This is a genomic window from Pseudorhodoferax aquiterrae, assembly GCF_014652235.1.
Lineage (GTDB): Bacteria > Pseudomonadota > Gammaproteobacteria > Burkholderiales > Burkholderiaceae_C > Pseudorhodoferax > Pseudorhodoferax aquiterrae.
Genome location: NZ_BMYK01000001.1, coordinates 278,225 through 296,040 on the forward strand (window position 1 = coordinate 278,225; position 17,816 = coordinate 296,040).

Below are 17,816 nucleotides of genomic sequence, written 5' to 3' on the forward strand. Positions count from 1 at the left end.
GCGGTCGGAGAAGGGGGCGGCGGTCGAGCGTGGAGTGTCCGCGGCAAGCGGCCGCGGGCTTGTCTCCTAGGGCGCAGGGCTGGCGGCGTTCCGTCGCTTCCGACGATGCCAGGGCCGGATTCTGCTGCCTAAACTGCGCCGCCAACCGCTCCGCCGCCGGGTGCCGCCGAGGTGACAGGCCACGCGCAGCGCCCCGGCGCGGGCGGCGATCATCGACGAATCTGCCTCAAGGAATCTCCCTATGCACCGCATGCGCACCCGCGTCACCGAACAACTGGGCATCCGCTATCCCATCATCCAGGGCGGCATGCAGTGGGTCGGCCTGGCGGAACTGGCCTCGGCCGTCTCCAACGCCGGCGGCCTGGGCCTGCTGACCGCGCTGACCCAGCCCACGCCCGAGGCCCTGCGCGCGGAAATCGCGCGCTGCCGCACCATGACCGACCAGCCTTTCGGCGTGAACCTGACCATCCTGCCGGCCATCAAGCCGCCGCCCTATGCGGAGTACGTGCAGGTCATCATCGACAGCGGCATCAAGATCGTCGAGACCGCCGGCAACAGCCCCAAGGAGTTCATCGCCAAGTTCAAGGAAGCTGGCGTCACCCTGGTGCACAAGTGCACCACGGTGCGGCATGCGCTGTCGGCCGAGCGCAACGGCGTGGACATCGTCTCCATCGACGGCCTGGAATGCGCGGGCCATCCGGGCGAGGACGATGTGGGCGGCCTGGTGCTGATCCCGGCCGCCACGCGCGCGCTCAAGATCCCCGTGGTCGCCTCGGGCGGCATCGCCGACGGCCGCGGCATGGCGGCGGCGCTGGCGCTGGGCGCCGAGGGCATCAACATGGGCACGCGCTTTTGCGTCACGCAGGAAGCGCCGATCCACGCCAACATCAAGCAGGCCCTGGTGCAGGCCAGCGAGCGCGACACGGCGCTGCTGTACCGCACGCTCAAGAACACGGCGCGCGTGTACCGCAACGCCATCGCCGAAGAGGTCGTGGGCATGGAGCGGCGCCCGGGCGGCGTCGCCTTCGAGGAGATCCGCCCGCTGGTGGCCGGTGTGCGTGGCCGCGCTGCGCTGCAATCGGGCGAGGTCAACGGCGGCATCGTCTCGGCCGGCCAGTGCATCGGCCTGATCGACGACGTGCCCAGCTGCGCCGAACTGATCACGCGCATGGTGTCAGACTGCCGCCGCGAACTCGACCGTGCCCGGGGTTTCTTCCTTGTCTGACGCCCGGCGCGAGGCGCTGCGTGCGCTGGTCGCGCAGCTGCGCCTGGAGCAGCTCGAGAAGAACCTGTTCCGCGGCACCAGCAGCGACCTGGGCGCGCCGGCCGTGTTCGGCGGCCAGGTGCTGGGCCAGGCCCTGATGGCTGCCGCCCGCACGGTGGAGAACGGCCATGCCGCGCACTCGCTGCACGGCTACTTCCTGCGCCCTGGCGACAAGGCCGCGCCCATCGTCTACGACGTGGACCGCATCCGCGACGGCGGCAGCTTCACCACGCGGCGCGTGGTCGCCATCCAGCACGGCGAGGCCATCTTCCACATGTCGGCCTCGTTCCACCGGCGCGAGAGCGGCGTGGAGCACCAGCGCGCCATGACGCCGGTGCCGGCACCGGAGTCGCTGCCGGAGCAGCAACGGCTGGCGCTGGCGCTGCCCATCGACTTCCGCTTCGCCGACGGCCGCCCGCCGCTGGGCGAGGGGCGCTGGGGCCCGAGCGGCCAGACCTGGCTGCGCACCGTCGACGCCTTGCCCGACGACCCCTTGCTGCACCAGGCCATGCTGGCTTACGCCTCCGACTACAGCCTGCTGGGCGTGGCGATGCAGCCCCATGGCCTGGATTTCCGCAAACCCGGCGTGCAGGGCGTGAGCCTGGACCACGCCATGTGGTTCCACCGCGATTTCCGCTGCGACGACTGGCTGCTGTACGAGGCCGATTCGCCCTCGGCTCATGGGGCGCGGGGCTTTTGCCGCGGTAGCCTGTACAGCCGCGACGGCCGGCTCGTGGCCTCGGTCGCGCAGGAAGGCCTGGTGCGTGTGCGCAACCGATCCGGGGAGACCCAGTAAGGGAATAGGGGTATTCAGGGACTCCTCAGCTTACAGTGCCGGCCGCCGTGGGAGCGGCGTATGCAGTACAACGAGGAACCATGGAATTTCTGACATCCCCCGCCTTCTGGGTCGCCCTAGGGCAGATCATCATCATCGACATCCTGTTGGGTGGCGACAACGCCGTCGTGATCGCGCTGGCCTGCCGCAAGTTGCCGCCGGCGCAGCGCACCAAGGGCATCATCTGGGGCACGGCCGGTGCCATCGTGCTGCGCGTGATCCTGATCGCGTTCGCGATGACGCTGCTGAACGTGCCCTTCCTCAAGTTCGTGGGGGCCATCCTGCTGGTCTGGATCGGCGTCAAGCTGCTCGCGCCCGACGAAGAGGGCCATGGTGACATCCAGGGCAGCGACAAGCTGTTCGCCGCGATCAAGACCATCATCGTGGCCGACCTGGTCATGAGCGTGGACAACGTGATCGCCATCGCCGGCGCCGCGCAGAACGCAGGCGACCACTCGCTGCTGCTGGTGGTGCTGGGCCTGCTGATCTCCATTCCCATCATCGTCTGGGGCAGCCAGCTGGTCATCAAGCTCATGGAGCGCTACCCGCTCATCATCACGGCCGGCGGCATGCTGCTGGGCTGGATCGCCGGCGGCATGCTGGTGACCGACCCGGCTGTGGCCAACCCCGACAAGTGGCAGTGGATGCTCAAGCTGCCCCAGACCGACGTGGTCAAGTACGGCGCCTCCGTGGCCGGTGCGTTGCTGGTGCTCGTGATCGGCAAGGCCCTGGCCAGCCGCAAGACCAGCGAAGGCGGCCACGCCTGAGGATGGGTGCCGCCGCAGGCGGCGCCATCCCGGATCCATGCAAGCCCTGCGGCCACCGGCCGGCAGGGCTTTTTGCTGCGCCGACGATCGCGCGCGTGGGCGGGAAAAAGGGGAGGGGCCGGCGTCGAGCAGGTGCCGGCGGTAGGCGTTGAAGCAGCCTGCGAACGCTGAACACGCGCGCCCGGGTGGGCGCGCAGTGCGGCGGGGCCAGGCGCCCCGCCGGATCCCGTGGGCTTACTTGCTGGCCGGCGGTGCCTTGCTCTGGCCGACTTCGCCATCCGGCTGCTGCTTGATGGCCTCTGCGCCTTCGGCCTTGCGCTTGGCGCGGGCGGCCGCGCGTTCTTCGGCCGACGCGCGTTGGGCACTCGGTGCGGCCTTGGACTGGCCGGTTTCGCCGACCGGTTGCTGCCTGACGGCCTCGGCGCCCTCGGCCCTGCGGTGCGCACGCGCGGCGGCGGCCTCTTCGGCAGAGACCTTGGCGGCCGGAGGCGGCGCCTTGGACGTACCGGCTTCACCCTGGGCGAAGGCGCTCACGGCAAACACCTGGGTCAGGGCGATGCCAATGGAAAGGATCGGATGCTTCATGGATGACTTTCAGTTTGTTGGTCTGCGCAAACGCGCAAGCGGTCCTGCCTGCGCATCGGAACCGGTGCTCCGACAAAAAAATTGTATGAACTTGGGTTGACATCCACAAGAACAGCACTGTGTATGTGTTTCGCGTGCCACATGCTGAATCGTCAAATTGTGTTCAACTTCTGTGTCGATCGGGCTGGCCGCCGCGGTTTCGCCAGGTGAACTCGTCCGATCGGACGATGGTTGGGCGCCGGCTGGCGCTCCTAGCATGCGGCGCCCGGAACGCCAGGAGACTTCCATGCCGATCACACGCCGCCATTTCGCCGCCTTGCCGCTCGCTGCCTGCCTGCCGCTGCCCACGCACGCCAGCGCCTATCCCGACAAGCCCGTGCGTCTGGTCATGCCGTTTCCGGCAGGCGGCATGGGCGACATCCTGGCGCGCCACCTGGCCACCGACCTGGCGAAGCTCTGGGGCCAGCCCGTGGTGGTGGACAACCGCGCTGGCGCCTCCGGCATGATCGGCAACGAGTACGTCGCGCGCTCGGCGCCCGACGGCACGACGCTGCTGCTGGGCATCAGCCAACTCGCGCTGGCGCCCTGGCTCTATCCCAGGATGGCCTACGACGTGGAGAAGGACTTCGTGCCGCTCGCGCGCGTGGCCGACGCGGTCTCGGTGTTCGTGACCAACGATGCGCGCATCGGCTCGGTCAAGGACTACGTGGCGCTGGCCAGGGCGAATCCGGACAAGCTCAGCTACGGCACCTACGGTGCGGGCACCTCGGCCCACATCTTTGCGGAGATCTTCAACCGCGCCAACGGCATCCGCACCGTGCACGTGCCCTACAAGGGGGCGGCGCCGCTCATCAACGACCTGCTGGCCGGCCATGTGACGCTGTCCTTCACCGACCTAGCCTCGCCGCTGCCGCACATCCTGTCGGGCAGGCTCAAGGCCTATGCGGTCACGGGCACGCGGCGCGCGCCGCTGCTGCCCGAGGTGCCCACCTTCGCCGAGCTGGGCCATGCGGGGCTGGACGTGCCGGGCTGGTACGCGCTGTTCGCGCCCGCCAAGACGCCGCCGGAGACCGTGCGCCGCATCCGCGAGAGCGTGGCCCAGGTGCTGCAGGCGCCCGAGATGCAGGCCCGGCTCACGCAATTGGGCCTGTTGCCCGTGGTGGAGCCGCCCGCCGCCTTCGAGCAACGCCTGCGCGAGGACATGGCCTACTGGAAGAAAGCCATCACCGAGAACGGCATCCGGATCGATTGAACTGATTCGTCCGTTCGGACGATGGTCCGGCATCCGCGCTCTCCCTAGACTTTCCCGGCACGCGGGCAAGGGCCCGCAGGGAGAGTGTTCTTGTTCCAAGGCCAAAGCATCCAGGTCCTGCCGATCACCGAGCCCGGCACCGAAGGACTGGTCGAACTGCGCTTCGACCGCCAGGGCGATGCCATCAACAAGCTCGACGCACGGACCGTCGATGAGTTCCGACAGGCGATCGACGTGATCGCTGCGGCACCCGGCGTGCGCGGCGTGCTCGTGACGAGCGCGAAGGACGTGTTCATCGTCGGCGCCGACATCACCGAGTTCGGCCTCAAGTTCCAGCAGGAGCCGCAGCAGATCGCGGCCGGCGTGCGCGAGAGCAACGCCATGATCAACCGCTTCGAGGACCTGCCGATTCCCAGCGTCGTGGCCATCAACGGCTTCGCGCTGGGCGGCGGCCTGGAGCTGGCGTTGCTGGGCGCCCTGCGCGTGATGTCCGAGACGGCCCAGGTCGGCGTGCCCGAGGTCAAGCTGGGCCTGTTCCCCGGCTTCGGCGGCACCGTGCGCCTGGTGCGCGTGGCGGGTCTCGCCACGGCCTTCGACTGGGTGGCCAGCGGCAGGCCGGCCAAGGCCGCGCAGGCGCTGGCGGCCGGTGTCGTCGACGAGCTCGCCGCGCCCGGTGCGCTGCGCGACCGCGCGCTCGCGCTGCTGCAGTCCGCCGTGCGCGGCGAGGTCGACTGGGCGGCCCGCCAGCAGCGCAAGCGCGCGCCGCTGCCGCTGGCGGCCGACGCCGTGGCCGCCGAGCTGGCCAAGGCGCTGGACGCCGCGCGCCGTGGCGCGCCGCACCAGCCCGCCGCGCAGACCGCGCTGGAGACGATGGCCGAGGGCGCGAGCCTGGGCCGTGATCGGGCCATCGACCTCGAATCCGCCGCTTTCGGCCGTGTCGCCAAGACCCAGGCCGCGGCCTCGCTCGTGCGCGCATTCCTGAACGACCAGGCCGTCAAGAAGCTGCACAAGCGCCATGCGCGCGAGGGCCGGCCCGTGGCCCGGGCCGCGGTGCTCGGCGCCGGCACCATGGGCGGTGGCATCGCCTTCACGAGCGCGCTGCGCGGCGTGCCCGTGCGCATGAAGGACATCGCCCAAGCCGCGCTGGAGCAGGGCCTGGCCGAAGCCGACAAGCAACTGGCCCGCCAGGTCAGGAACGGCCGCCTGAAGCCCGAGAAGGCCCAGGCCGTGCGTGCCGCGATCACGGTGCAGCGCGACGAGGCCGGTTTCGACGAGGTGGACTGCGTGATCGAAGCCATCGTCGAGAACCTGGACGTCAAGCGCCGCGTGCTCGCCGCGCTGGAAGGCAGCGTGGGGCCCGGCACGGTGATCGCCTCCAACACCTCCAGCCTGCGCATCGACGACATCGCCCAGCCGCTCGCGCGGCCCGAGAACTTCGTCGGCATGCACTTCTTCAACCCGGTGCCCGTGATGCCGCTGGTCGAGGTGATCCGCGGCTCGCGCACCAGTCCGCAGGCCGTTTCCACGGCCGTCGCCTATGCGGCCGCGATGGGCAAGGTGCCCATCGTGGTGCAGGACGGCCCGGGCTTCCTCGTCAACCGCATCCTCACGCCCTACGTGAACGCCTTCGTGCAGCTGGTTGCCGACGGGGCCGACTTCGAGCAGGTCGACCGCGCCATGGAAGCCTTCGGCTGGCCCATGGGGCCGGCCTATCTGCAGGACGTGGTCGGCATGGACGTGGGCGCGCACGTGTTCGACGTGATCGCGGCCGGCTACCCCGCGCGCATCCGCCCGGTCGAACGCAACGCCATCCGCACGCTGGTCGCTGCGGGCCGCTTCGGCCAGAAGACCGGCGGCGGCTTCTACGACTATGAGGCCGACCCGGCCGGCAAGCCGCGCAAGACCTCCTCGCCGGCGGCGCGGGCGCTGGTGGCCGCGTTGCAGACCGGCGGCGCGCGCGACTTCACCGACGCCGAGATCGTCGAGCGCATGATGCTGCCCATGCTGGTGGAGGCCGCGCATGCGCTGGAGGAGGGCGTCGTCGCCACGCCGGCCGAACTCGACACCGCCATGCTGCTGGGCATCGGCTTCCCCGCCTATGCCGGCGGCCCGCTGCAGTACGCCGACTGGCTGGGCCTGCCCCAGGTGGTGGCCCTGTGCGAGAAGCACGCCGCCTTCGGCCCGCCCTACCAGCCCACCGCGCGCATGCGCGCGATGGCGGCCGAGGGCGCCCGCTACCACCGCCTCTGATCCCATTCCCACACAAACCCAACAGGAGAGAACCATGCAACTCGATTCCAGCATCGCCGCCGTCATCACCGGAGGCGCTTCGGGCCTGGGCGCCGCCACCGCGCGCCGCCTGGCCAAGTCCGGCGTCAAGGTCGCGCTGTTCGACATGAATGCCGACAAGGGCGAGGCCCTGGCCAAGGAACTCGGCGGGGTGTTCTGCAAGGTCGACATCACCAGCGAGGAGCAGGTCGACGCAGCCTTCGCCAAGGCGCGCGCCGCGCACGGCCAGGAGCGCATCCTGATCAACTGCGCCGGCATCGGCGGCGCGGTCAAGACCGCCAGCCGCGACAAGACCACGGGCGAGATCAAGCACTTCCCGCTCGCCAACTTCGACCGCGTGATCCAGGTCAACCTGGTCGGCACCTTCCGCTGCATCGCCAAGAGCGCGGCCGGCATGCTCACGCTGGAGCCTCTGCAGGATGCCGACAACTCGGGCGAGCGCGGCGCCATTGTCAACACCGCCTCGGTCGCTGCTGTGGACGGCCAGATGGGCCAGGCCAGCTACTCGGCCAGCAAGGGCGGCATCGTGGGCATGACGCTGCCGATCGCGCGCGACCTCATGGCCGAGGGCATCCGCGTGAACACCATCCTGCCGGGCATCTTCAACACGCCGCTGCTGCAGGGCGCGCCCGAGAACGTGAAGGCCGCGCTGGCCGCCTCCGTGCCCTTCCCCAAGCGCCTGGGCAATCCCGACGAATACGCCCAGCTGGCCGAGACCATGGTCACCAACGGCTACTTCAACGGCGAGTGCGTGCGCCTGGACGGCGCCATCCGCATGGCACCGCGCTGAGCGCGTAGCGAAGCGGCCCGGCCGCGTGCCCCGGCTTCAGGGCGCCGCGCTCGACGCGGCCGTGGTCCGCGGCACCTCGTGCAGCAGGAAGGGGGGCTCGCCGGGCCGGCTGCGCTCCAACAGCGGCTTAGCGCAGTTGAAGACCGGCACGCCGTTGATGGTGCGGCCCTGCGGCGTGCCGCGGTGCGCATGGCCGTGGAACACGGCGTCCACGGGGTAGCGCAGCAGCGGCTCCTCCAGCCGGCTCGAGCCCAGGAAGGCAAAGATCTCGGCGGGCTCGCCCTGCACCGTGGCGGCGATGGGCGCGTAGTGCAGCAGGGCCAGCCGGTGGGGCGTGCGCAGCTTGGCCAGCGCCGACTCCAGCTTCATGGCCTCGGTCTGCGCCTCTTGCACGAACAACTTGATCGCGGCCTCGCCCCAGGCGCCCAGCGAAGCGCGACCGAAGCCGCCCGCGAAGCCCTTGACCCCGGCGATGCCCACGCCCTCGATCTCGCAGGCTTCGCCGTCGAGCACGCGCACGCCGGCGTCCTTGAGTGCCTGCGCGACGACCTCGGGCGTGCCTGACTCGTGGTCGTGGTTGCCCAGCACGGCAACCACGGGCAGCGTGAGCGCACTGAGCTCGCCGACCAGCACGCGCGCTTCCTCGGCCGTGCCGTAGTCCGTGAGGTCGCCGCACAGCAGCAAGGCATCGGCGGCGTCCGCGGCCTGGGCGAAGAACGCGCGCAGGCGGCCGGCGGAATCCTTGTCGACATGGATGTCGCCGACGACCGCGAAGCGGACGTGCGTGGAAGACTTGGGCGCGGTCATGGGGCAGGGGGTGCTGGGGATGGCTCCAGCTTGCGCCGGCGCCCGCCGTGCCGGCCATCGGAGCGCTCCGGCAGCGCCCGTAGGCGCCCGCCGACGGCCGATGGCGCGCTTGGCCCGGCCTGCACGCGGCGCCGCCCGCGTAGCGTGCAGGCATGCCGCGCCGTGCCACTGCTCCACCGCCCCCGTCATCGCTCGAAGAGGAGGTCGGCCCCGCCGTCGCCGCGTTCTACCGGGCGGTGCTGCGGGTGCTCGTGGATGCGCGCATCCCGTTCCTGGTGGGCGGTGCGCTGGCCCATGCCCACCACACCGGCGTGCGCCGCCCGACCAAGGACCTGGACCTGTTCATCCGCAAGGCGGACGGCCCGCGCATCGCGCAGCTGCTGCAGTCGCACGGCTGGCGCACCGACCTGCCCTACCCGCACTGGCTCGCCAAGGTCCACAGCGGTCCGGCCTTCATCGACCTGATCTTCGGCACCGGCAACGGCCTCACGCCCGTGGACGCAGCCTGGTTCCGGCGCAACCGCCGCACCACGGTGCTGGGCGTGCCCGTGCGCCTCGTGAACGTGGAGGACAGCCTGCTGACCAAGGCCTTCATCATGGAGCGCGAGCGCTACGACGGCGGCGACATCGCCCACCTGCTGCTGGCCCATGCCGAGCGCTTCGACTGGCCGGGCCTGCTGGAGCGCTTCGGCCCGCACTGGCGCGTGCTGCTCGCGCACCTGAGCCTGTTCGGCTTCATCTACCCGGGCGAACGCCACCGGGTCCCGGTCTGGGTGCTGGCCGAGCTCGCGCAGCGGCTGGCGCGCGAGGGGCAGGCGCCCAGTGCCGAGCGCGCGACGGTCTGCGACGGCACACTGCTGTCGCGCGCACAGTACCTGCACGACGTGCAGCAGCTGGGCTTTCGCGACGGCCGCCTCGACGGCACGGGCAGCATGACGGCCGAGGACGTGGCGATCTGGACCGCAGCCATCGGCAAGGAGGCTGCGCCCGCGGCGGCTCCGGGTACGTAAGCCTTGCCGCAGTATTTTCCTGGCGGCACCGGCAGACGGCTCACGCGGTTGGCGGCCGAGCGGCCAACGCGGCCAGCGTGGCCACAAGTTCCTGCGGCGCCACGGGCTTGACCAGGTGAGCCTGGAAACCCGCCATCAACGCGCGCACGCGGTCCCCCGGCTGGGCCAGGCCGGTCAGCGCCACGGCCGACATGCGCTCGGCCAGCGCGACGTTGCGCGCGTCCTCGCGCGCACGCACGGCGCGCATCACGGCGTAGCCGTCCTCCTCGCCGAGCAGGATGTCGCAGACCAGCAGCTGGGGCCATGACGCGCTGGACTGGGCGTCCAGCCAGGCCAGCGCCTGCGCGCCGCTGGCGCAGGCCTGCACTTGCGCCCCCTCCCGGCGCAGCAGCGCCGCGAGCATGTCGCGCGCATCGGCCAGGTCGTCGACGAGCAGGATGCGCAGCCCCGCCAATGGCAGCGGTCCCGGTGCCGGCTGCGGGACGGCGGGCCCGGGGCCTGCGAGGGCCACGGCACGCAGCGGCAGGCTCAGCGCATAGCGCATGCCATGCGCGGCGCCGGGCGGCTCCACCGTGAACTGCCCGCCCTGGCGTTCGACCGCGGAACGCAATGCCATCGGGTCCAGCGGCATGTCCGTGCCGTGGGGCAGGGCCGTGTCCGGCGCAGGCGGGAGCGGAAGCTGGGCGGCGTGGCGGCCGTCCGTGATGCTGAGCCTTGCCAGGGCGCCGCTGCGTTCCAGCCGCAGCTCGATGCGGCCGCGCGCCGGCGTGGCGTGCAGGGCCCAGACGCAGAGCTGGCGCAACAGTTGGGACAGCGTGCCGGGGTCGCCCGTGACGCTGGCATCGTCGATCGCGATGTCGGTGTACAGCCGCACCTGGCGCGCCTCGAAGACCTCGCGCAGCCCGTCGATGGTGTCGGCCACGAGCGCCACGAGGTCGACGGGCTGGCGCGCCAGCGCCCGCTCCAGGCGCTCGAACTGTTGCTGCTGGCGCTGCAGGTTCCACAGCTGCGCGTACAGGCCCTCGCGCGCGAGCAGTTCCGCGTGGCGGCCGCGCTCGACGATGCGGCCCTTGTCCATGACCAGGATCGCGTCGGCGTTCACGATGGTCGAGAGCCGGTGCGCGATGACCAGCGTGCTGCGGCCTTCGGCGATGCGGTCGAGTTCGCCCTGGATGGCGCGCTCGGCGCGCGTGTCCAGCGCCGAGGTGGCCTCGTCGAACACCATGATGGGCGGGTTCTTGAGGAAGGCCCGCGCGATCGCGATGCGCTGCTTCTCGCCGCCGGACAGCTTGAGCCCGCGCTCGCCGACCACCGTGTCGTACTGCTGCGGCAAGGACAGGATGAACTCGTGCACCTGGGCTGCCTTGGCTGCCTCCACCACGTCGGCAATGCCCGCGCCGCGGCGGCCGTAGCCGATGTTGTAGGCGATGCTGTCGTTGAACAGCACGGTGTCCTGCGGCACCAGGCCGATGGCCTCGCGCACGGAGGCCAGGCGCACGGCGCGCAGGTCCTGCCCGTCGACCGTGACCCGGCCGCCCTGCACTTCGTACAGCCGCAGCAGCAGCCTGGCCAGCGTGGACTTGCCCGAGCCGCTGCCACCGACCACGGCCACGGTCTCGCCGGCACCGATCGTGAAGCTCACGTCCCACAGCACCTGGCGCCCGGCCTCGTAGCCGAAGTCCACATGCTCGAACGCGACCACGCCGCTGCGCACGGCCAGGGCGGGCTGGCCGGGCCGGTCCGCGATGTCGGGCTGCTGCGCCAGCAGCGCGAACAGCTTCTCGGTGTTGACCAGCGCGTCGCTCGCCTCGCGGAACACGAAGCCCAGCGCATTGAGCGGCAGGCAGATCTGGATCAGGTAGGCGTTGACGAGCACGAGGTCGCCCACGGTCATGGCGCCGCGCACGGTCTCCTGGCCGGCCAGCAGCATCACGGCGGCGACGCCGGCCGCGATCACCGCGCCCTGGCCGATGTGCAGCGCCGACAGCGCGTGCTGGTTGACGATGCTGTCCTGCGCCCATTGCGCGCAGATCTCGGCATAGCGCTGGCGCTCGTCGGATTCGCGCGCGTAGGCCTTGACGGTCTCGTAGTTCAGCAGGCTGTCGACCAGGCGGCCGTTGGCGCGCGAATCCATGTCGTTGACGCGGCGCTGGCGCAGCTCGCGCCGCCGGGTGAGCCGCACCGTGAGCGCCGCGTAGACGCCGAAGGTGGCCAGGATGGCGGCCGTGAACCACAGGCTGTAGCCGCGCGCCATCACGAACAGCACGGCGGCGAACTCCACCAGCGTGGGCAGCACGGTGAACAGCCCGGCGCCGAGCAGGAAGCCGATGCCGGCCGTGCCGCGCTCCACGTCGCGGATCAGCGCGCCAGTGTTGCGCTGCACATGGAAGCGTGGCCCCAGCGACAGCAGGTGGGCGAAGCTGCGCTCGGCGTAGCCCGTCACGGTCCACTGGCGCACGGGGACGAACACCAGGTCGCGCAGCTCGGTGAACAAGGTGGCGGCAAAGCGCAGCAGCGCATAGGCCAGGAGCAGAAACACCGGCAGCACGAGCGCGTGCAGGCTGGCGCCGCCTGCGGGCGCCTGCTCGAGCAGCTGCTGCGGCTGGCTGAAGCGGTCGACCACGGCCTTGAGCAGCCAGGGCACGGCGACGGCCGCGGCCTTGGCCGACAGCAGCAGCCCGAGCGCGAGCAGGGTGCGCCGCGGACGCGCCCAGGCGGCGGCCCAGAGGCCAGCGAACACGGGGTGCTTGCCGGTGGCGGAATCCATGCCACGGCCGTGGCAAGCCGGGTGCCCGGCGGCGGCCGGCGGCGTGCGGGGCTAGTCGCCGCGCAGCCGCTCGCCGAAGCGCCGGATGCCCTGCTGCACCAGGGCCTGTGCTGCCGGCGACCAGCGCCCCATGTCGTAGAAGCCGTGCACCATGCCGGGGCCGGCGATGTGTTCGGCATGGTTGCCGGCGGCCCGCAGGGCCTCGGCATAGGCCATGCCGCTGTCGCGCAGCGGATCGAACTCGGCCGTCACGACCACGGCCGGCGGCAGCCGCGTGAGGTCGCGGTGGCGCAGCGGTGCCAGGCGCGGGTCCAGCGGGTCGGCCACCGTGCCGGCGTAGTGCGCGTAGAACCAGGCCATGGTCGCGGTCTCCAGGAAATAACCCTTGGCGTTCTGCGCCAGGCTGGCGTAGTCGGCCTGCGCATGGTCCACCGCGGGATAGATCAGGAACTGCGCGGCCAGCGCGGTGCCGGCATCGCGCAGCTGCTGCGCGACCACGGCCGCGAGGTTGCCACCCGCGCTGTCGCCGGCCACGCCCACGGTGGCGGTGCCGCCGAGTTCGGCCGCATGCGCGACGACCCAGCGCGCCGCGGCCACGGCGTCCAGGGCCGCGGCCGGGAACGGGTGCTCGGGCGCGAGCCGGTAGTCCACGGCCACGACCACGGCCCGGGCGCCGCGGCACAGGTCGCGGCACATGTTGTCGTGCGTGTCCAGGTCGCCGATGACCCAGCCGCCGCCGTGGAAGTAGGCGACGGTGGGGAAGGGGCCCGCGCCCTCGGGGCGGTAGATGCGGGCCTTCAGCGGGCCGGTGGCGCCATCGACCGTGGTGTCCTGCACCTGGGCCACGGGCACGACCTCGGTCGGCTTGCGCGTGCCGAAGGTCAGCGCGAGGTAGCCCGCACGGCCCTCGGCCGGCGTGCCTTCGGAAGTGGGCTTCCTGCCGGACGCGGCCATCATCTGCAGCACGCCGGCGAGGTGGGGGTCCAGGGGCATGGGTCGTTCTCCTTCGGAATCAGCGGTAGGCGAGCGTGCTGTCGTCGGGCCGCACGGCCGGCAGTGCGCTGCGCTCGTCCTGGTACTCGAGGTTGTGGCGCCAGGGGTCGCGGTCGCCCTGGCGGAACATGCGGTGCTGGGCGCGCAGGATGTAGCCCGCGTTGAAGTTCTGCGGGTCCATCCAGGGCAGGCGCGGCATGCCCGCGTCTTCGGCGCGCAGCCGGGGCGCGACGACGGCGTGGCCCGCGTCCTGCATGTGCTGGAGCACGCGGCACACCAGCTCGCAGACCAGGTCCAGCCGCAGCGTCCAGCTCGAGCGGAAGTAGCCCATGACATAGGCCAGGTTGGGCAGGCCCTCGAGCATGATGCCGCGCCAGGTCAGGCGCTGCGTGAAGTCCACGGGCACGCCGTCGATGCCGAAGGGCACGCCGCCCAGCACCTGCAGCTCGAAGCCCGTGGCGGTGACGACCACGTCGGCCGGCAACTGCGCACCGCTCGCCAGCCGGATGCCGCCGGCGTCGAAGCACTCGATGCCGTCGGTGACCACCGAGGCCTTGCCGCTGCGGATGGCGGCGAACAGGTCGCCGTCGGGCACCACGGCCACGCGCTGCTGCCAGGAGCGGTAGCGCGGGTTGAAGTGCCGGTCCACGTCGAAGCCCTCGGGCAGCTGGGCACGCGCCTGCTGCAGCAGGTTGGCGCGCAGCTCCTCGGGCCGCTCGAAGGACATGCGCACCACCTCGCTGTTGCGCGCGATGTGGGCGCGGCGCAGGATCTCGTGCGTCCACGCGGGCGGCAGGTCGAGCGCGCGCAGCGGTGCTTCGAGCGGGTGGGCGCGCGGCAGGGCCGAGAAGAAGGTCGGCGAGCGCTGCAGCATGGTCACGTGCGCCACGCGCTCGGCCAGTGCCGGGATCAGCGTGGCGGCCGTGGCGCCCGAGCCGATCACCACCACACGCCGGCCCGTGCAGTCCAGGTCCTCGGGCCAGTGCTGCGGATGCACCACGTGGCCCTGGAAGCGCTCCAGCCCCGGCCAGGCGGGCGTGTAGGGCTGGCCGTGGTCGTAGTAGCCGGCGCACATCCAGAGGAAGCCCGTGGTCAGGGTCAACACATCGCCCTGCGCCTTGCGCGCGATGCGCAGCGTCCAGCGCCGCTGCGTCGACGACCAGTCGGCCGACAGCACGCGGTGGCCGTAGCGGATCAGCGGCGCCAGGCCGTTCTCGGCGATGGTGTCGGCGAGGTAGCGGCGGATCTCGTCGGCCGTGGCGATGGCGCTGCCCGTCCAGGGTTTGAAGGCGTAGCCGTAGGTGTACAGGTCGCTGTCGGAGCGGGCGCCGGGGTAGCGGTGCGTCCACCAGGTACCGCCGAAGCCGTCCATGGCCTCGAGCACGGCGACGCTGCGTTCGGGCCAGCGCTGGCGCAGGTGGCGTGCGGCGCCGATGCCGGAGATGCCGGCGCCGATGACCAGCAAGTCGAAGTGCGCGCCGTTGTCGTTCTGGCTCTGGGCGATGGCCATGGGCTTGTCTCCTTGTCGCGGTGCACGGGGTGCCTCGCGGAGATCTTAGGCCGGCTGCCGCAGCCGCCGCGTCGTCCAAGGGACAGCGGCGTTCAGCCCACCTTGCGCTGCTGCCCGTCCCAGAACGGCGCGCGCAGCGCCTTCTTGTCGATCTTGCCGAGCGCCGTGAGCGGCAGCGCTTCCACGAAATCGATGCGCTTGGGCGCTTGTTGCGCGCCCTTGTGCTGCTTGACGAGCGCCATGAGCGCCTGCGCATCCACCTGCATGCCGGGCCGGCACACGACCATGGCGGCCACGGCCTCGCCCCAGGTCGGGTCCGGCACGCCGATCACGGCCGCCATGGCCACGGCCGGGTGCGTGGTCAGCACGTCTTCGACCTCGCGCGGGTAGACGTTGAAGCCGCCCGAGACCACCATGTCCTTCTTGCGGTCGACGATGTACAGGTAGCCGGCCTCGTCCTGGCGCGCGATGTCGCTGGTGTGCAGCCAGCCACCGGCCAGCGCCTCTGCCGTGAGTTCGGGCCGGTTCCAGTACAGCGCCATGGCGCTGTCGGCGCGCACGCAGATCTCGCCGGGCGCGCCGGGTGCCACCTCTTCGCCGTCGTCGCCGAGCAGGCGCAGGTCGCAGCCGGCCAGCGGCATGCCGCAGGAGGCGAAGCGCTCGGGCCGGCGCGGGTCGTGGTCGGCCTTGCGGAGCAGGCTGATCGGGTAGCACTCGGTCTGGCCGTACAGCTGCGAGAACACCGGGCCGATGCGCTCCATGCCTTCGAGCAGCCGCGTGGGCGACATGGGCGAGGCGCCGTACAGCAGCAGCTCCAGCGCGCTGGTGTCGGTGCGGTCCAGGCCCGGATGGTCCAGCAGCTTGTAGACCATGGTGGGCACGAGCAGCGTCATGTTGATGTGCTGGGCCTGCAGCGTGGCCAGCAGCCGCTCCGGGTCGAAGCCGCGCTGCAGGTGCACGGTGCCGCCGCGCAGCAGCGTGGGCAGCAGCTTGGTGCCGGCCACATGGCTGATCGGCGCAGCCGCCAGGTAGCGCGGCGTGGCCGGCAGCTCGAAGTCCGCCAGGATGGCGCGCGTGATCGCGGCCTGCTGGTGCTGGTGGCGCAGCGCGGCCTTGGAGCGGCCCGTGGTGCCGCCCGTGTAGCCCAGGCTGGCGACGGTGTGCGCCTGCGAAAGATCGCGCGGGCTGTGTTCGCCGGCGGCGGCCATGGCAGCGAGCAGGTCGCGGCCGTAGCTGGCCGGGCCCAGCGTCCAGACCTGGTGCAGCTGCGGGCAGGCGGCGGCCAGCGCGCCGCCGCGCTCGGCATAGGTCGCGGCGTCGACCATCAGCAACTGGGCTTGCGCGTCCTCGATCTGGAACTGCTGCTCGGGCAGGGCCGCGAGCGGATGCAGCCAGGTCGTGCTACCGCCCAGGGCCTGCACCGCGATCTCGGCGGCCCAGGCCTCGGCGCGGTTGGCGGCGAGCAGCGCCACGCGCGGCGCTGCGGTGCCGCCTGCGGCCAGCACGGCCTGGATGCGGCCGATCAGCGCCAGTGTCCCGGCATAGCTGAGCTGGCGCCCCTCTTCGACGAAGGCGATGCGCTCCGGGTGGCGACGCAAGGCCCGCAGTGCCAGCGCGGGTGCAGTGGGGCCGTGCACGGGCACCTGCGCTACACGCGCTCGATGATGATGGCCGGGGCCATGCCGCCGGCGGCGCACATGGTGACCAGGCCGCGCTTGAGGTCGCGCCGTTCCAGCTCGTCCAGCAGCGTGCCGATCAGCAGCGAGCCGGTGGCGCCGATGGGATGGCCCAGCGCCATGGCGCCGCCGTTCACGTTGACCTTGGCACGGTCGAGCCGGAGGTCGCGGATGAACTTCTCGGCCACGACGGCGAAGGCCTCGTTGATTTCCCACAGGTCGATGTCGTCCACCGTGAGGCCGGCCTTGGCCAGCACCTTGCGCGCGGCCGGGACCGGGGCGTTGAGCATCAGCGTGGCGCTGTCGCCCACGTTGGCCATGGCGACGACGCGGGCGCGGGGCTTGAGGCCGCGCTTCTTGACGTAGGCGCCCGAGGCCAGCAGCAGCGCGCCGGCGCCGTCCACCACGCCCGAGCTGTTGCCGGCGTGGTGCACGTAGTTGATCTTGAGGTCCGGGAAGACCTGCCGGATCAGGCCGGCATAGGTGTTGCCCTGGTCGTCGATGGGGCGCTCGGCCATGACCTCGAAGGCGGGCTTGAGCGAGGCCAGCCCCTCCAGCGTGGTCTGCGGGCGTGGGAACTCCTCGCGGTCCAGCGCCAGGCTGCCGTCTTCGCGGTAGACCGGCACCAGGCTGCGCTTGAAGTGGCCGCCCTCGATGGCGGCGGCGGCGCGTTGCTGGCTCACGAGGGCCAGCTCGTCCAGCGCGCTGCGCGGGATGCCTTCCAGCGTGGCGATGGCGTCGGCGCAGACGCCCTGGTGCGACTGCGGCACGTTGCGGCGCAGGCGCAGGTTGCCGGCGTCCATCATGTTGGGGTTGGCGGGATCGGCGAGCGTGGCCGTGTAGCTCATCATCTCGCAGCCGCCCGCGATGACCAGATCCTCGAAGCCCGCGGCCACGGTGGCGGCCGCCAGGTTGACCGAGGTGATGCCCGAGCCGCAGAAGCGGTCCAGCGTCACGCCGCTGGCCAGGTGGCTGTAGCCGGCGTCCAGCAGCGCCATGCGCGCCATGTCCATGCCCTGCTTGCCGCGCTGGGTGGAGGTGCCCCAGATCACGTCGTCCACCTCGGCGGTGTCGAGCTGGTTGCGCTCGGCGATGGCCTTGAGCACGGTGGCGGCCAGGTGCTGGGGATGCTGGTCGGCAAGGGCGCCCTTGCCGACCTTGCCGATGCCGCGCGGCGTGCGGCAGGTGTCGATGATGTATGCGTCGGACATGGTGGTGGTCTGTGCGTTGCGAAGATCGGCAGACTAGCGGCGCGGCGCGCCGCCGTCATC

Annotated in this window: 14 protein-coding genes; 7 read left to right on the forward strand and 7 right to left on the reverse strand. The window is 71.5% G+C overall.

The annotated features are described in order from the left end of the window. The first annotated feature begins 250 nt into the window (after positions 1 to 250). The 3 genes from IE209_RS01260 (at position 251) to IE209_RS01270 (ending at position 2,866) form a co-directional block, all read left to right on the forward strand. On the forward strand, positions 251 to 1,225 hold the full coding sequence (locus IE209_RS01260; protein ID WP_189685212.1) for an NAD(P)H-dependent flavin oxidoreductase: 975 nt from the start codon (positions 251 to 253) through the stop codon (positions 1,223 to 1,225). After that, complete coding sequence (locus IE209_RS01265; RefSeq protein WP_189685213.1) at positions 1,218 to 2,060, forward strand: acyl-CoA thioesterase; 843 nt, start codon at positions 1,218 to 1,220, stop codon at positions 2,058 to 2,060. The genes IE209_RS01260 and IE209_RS01265 overlap by 8 nt, the downstream gene beginning before the upstream one ends. 80 nt (positions 2,061 to 2,140) lie before the next feature. Further along, on the forward strand, positions 2,141 to 2,866 hold the full coding sequence (locus tag IE209_RS01270; RefSeq protein WP_189685214.1) for a TerC family protein: 726 nt from the start codon (positions 2,141 to 2,143) through the stop codon (positions 2,864 to 2,866). Positions 2,867 to 3,100: 234 nt separating this feature from the next. Here the strand turns inward: IE209_RS01270 and IE209_RS01275 are convergent, their stop codons facing one another. After that, positions 3,101 to 3,451 (reverse strand): hypothetical protein, encoded by a 351-nt coding sequence (locus IE209_RS01275; protein WP_189685215.1) that lies wholly within the window; start codon positions 3,449 to 3,451, stop codon positions 3,101 to 3,103. A 286-nt stretch (positions 3,452 to 3,737) separates the two neighbouring features. Between IE209_RS01275 and IE209_RS01280 the strand changes: the two genes are divergently transcribed. The 3 genes from IE209_RS01280 to IE209_RS01290 all read left to right on the forward strand — a co-directional run bounded on the left by IE209_RS01280 (position 3,738) and on the right by IE209_RS01290 (position 7,782). Then, positions 3,738 to 4,703, forward strand: coding sequence for a Bug family tripartite tricarboxylate transporter substrate binding protein (locus tag IE209_RS01280; protein WP_189685216.1), 966 nt, complete (start codon positions 3,738 to 3,740; stop codon positions 4,701 to 4,703). Positions 4,704 to 4,793: 90 nt separating this feature from the next. Then, on the forward strand, positions 4,794 to 6,953 hold the full coding sequence (gene fadB / locus IE209_RS01285; protein WP_189685217.1) for a fatty acid oxidation complex subunit alpha FadB: 2,160 nt from the start codon (positions 4,794 to 4,796) through the stop codon (positions 6,951 to 6,953). 34 nt (positions 6,954 to 6,987) lie between these two features. Continuing rightward, entirely contained in the window at positions 6,988 to 7,782 is a 795-nt protein-coding gene (locus tag IE209_RS01290; protein ID WP_189685218.1) for an SDR family NAD(P)-dependent oxidoreductase, read from the forward strand. Positions 7,783 to 7,818: 36 nt separating this feature from the next. Here IE209_RS01290 and IE209_RS01295 read toward each other — a convergent pair whose 3' ends face one another. Then, entirely contained in the window at positions 7,819 to 8,589 is a 771-nt protein-coding gene (locus IE209_RS01295; RefSeq protein ID WP_189685219.1) for a metallophosphoesterase family protein, read from the reverse strand. 152 nt (positions 8,590 to 8,741) lie between these two features. Between IE209_RS01295 and IE209_RS01300 the strand changes: the two genes are divergently transcribed. Further along, positions 8,742 to 9,599 (forward strand): nucleotidyltransferase, encoded by an 858-nt coding sequence (locus IE209_RS01300; protein WP_189685220.1) that lies wholly within the window; start codon positions 8,742 to 8,744, stop codon positions 9,597 to 9,599. Positions 9,600 to 9,639: 40 nt separating this feature from the next. On the opposite strand, the gene IE209_RS01305 is transcribed toward IE209_RS01300, so the two are convergent. The 5 genes from IE209_RS01305 to IE209_RS01325 form a co-directional block, all read right to left on the reverse strand. Then, the gene (locus tag IE209_RS01305) at positions 9,640 to 12,366 is read right to left on the reverse strand and encodes an ATP-binding cassette domain-containing protein (protein ID WP_189685221.1); all 2,727 of its coding nucleotides are present in this window, start codon (positions 12,364 to 12,366) and stop codon (positions 9,640 to 9,642) included. A gap of 51 nt (positions 12,367 to 12,417) precedes the next feature. Further along, on the reverse strand, positions 12,418 to 13,359 hold the full coding sequence (lipP1, locus tag IE209_RS01310; protein ID WP_189685222.1) for a LipP1 family hormone-sensitive lipase: 942 nt from the start codon (positions 13,357 to 13,359) through the stop codon (positions 12,418 to 12,420). Positions 13,360 to 13,378: 19 nt separating this feature from the next. Further along, positions 13,379 to 14,869, reverse strand: coding sequence for a flavin-containing monooxygenase (locus IE209_RS01315; RefSeq protein ID WP_189685223.1), 1,491 nt, complete (start codon positions 14,867 to 14,869; stop codon positions 13,379 to 13,381). 92 nt (positions 14,870 to 14,961) lie between these two features. Next, the gene (locus tag IE209_RS01320; RefSeq protein ID WP_229882635.1) at positions 14,962 to 16,506 is read right to left on the reverse strand and encodes an AMP-binding protein; all 1,545 of its coding nucleotides are present in this window, start codon (positions 16,504 to 16,506) and stop codon (positions 14,962 to 14,964) included. Between the two features lie 11 nt (positions 16,507 to 16,517). Then, on the reverse strand, positions 16,518 to 17,756 hold the full coding sequence (locus tag IE209_RS01325) for an acetyl-CoA C-acetyltransferase (protein WP_189685225.1): 1,239 nt from the start codon (positions 17,754 to 17,756) through the stop codon (positions 16,518 to 16,520). Between the last annotated feature and the right edge of the window lie 60 nt (positions 17,757 to 17,816).

Bases quoted from the DNA above. Each gene is read 5' to 3' on its own strand.
- IE209_RS01260 (WP_189685212.1), top strand. From the start codon at position 251: ATGCGCACCCGCGTCACCGAACAACTGGGCATCCGCTATCCCATCATC.
- IE209_RS01270 (WP_189685214.1), top strand. From the start codon at position 2,141: ATGGAATTTCTGACATCCCCCGCCTTCTGGGTCGCCCTAGGGCAGATC.
- IE209_RS01275 (WP_189685215.1), bottom strand. From the start codon at position 3,451: ATGAAGCATCCGATCCTTTCCATTGGCATCGCCCTGACCCAGGTGTTT.
- IE209_RS01280 (WP_189685216.1), top strand. From the start codon at position 3,738: ATGCCGATCACACGCCGCCATTTCGCCGCCTTGCCGCTCGCTGCCTGC.
- IE209_RS01290 (WP_189685218.1), top strand. From the start codon at position 6,988: ATGCAACTCGATTCCAGCATCGCCGCCGTCATCACCGGAGGCGCTTCG.
- IE209_RS01295 (WP_189685219.1), bottom strand. From the start codon at position 8,589: ATGACCGCGCCCAAGTCTTCCACGCACGTCCGCTTCGCGGTCGTCGGC.
- IE209_RS01300 (WP_189685220.1), top strand. From the start codon at position 8,742: ATGCCGCGCCGTGCCACTGCTCCACCGCCCCCGTCATCGCTCGAAGAG.
- IE209_RS01305 (WP_189685221.1), bottom strand. From the start codon at position 12,366: ATGGATTCCGCCACCGGCAAGCACCCCGTGTTCGCTGGCCTCTGGGCC.
- lipP1 (WP_189685222.1), bottom strand. From the start codon at position 13,359: ATGCCCCTGGACCCCCACCTCGCCGGCGTGCTGCAGATGATGGCCGCG.
- IE209_RS01315 (WP_189685223.1), bottom strand. From the start codon at position 14,869: ATGGCCATCGCCCAGAGCCAGAACGACAACGGCGCGCACTTCGACTTG.
- IE209_RS01325 (WP_189685225.1), bottom strand. From the start codon at position 17,756: ATGTCCGACGCATACATCATCGACACCTGCCGCACGCCGCGCGGCATC.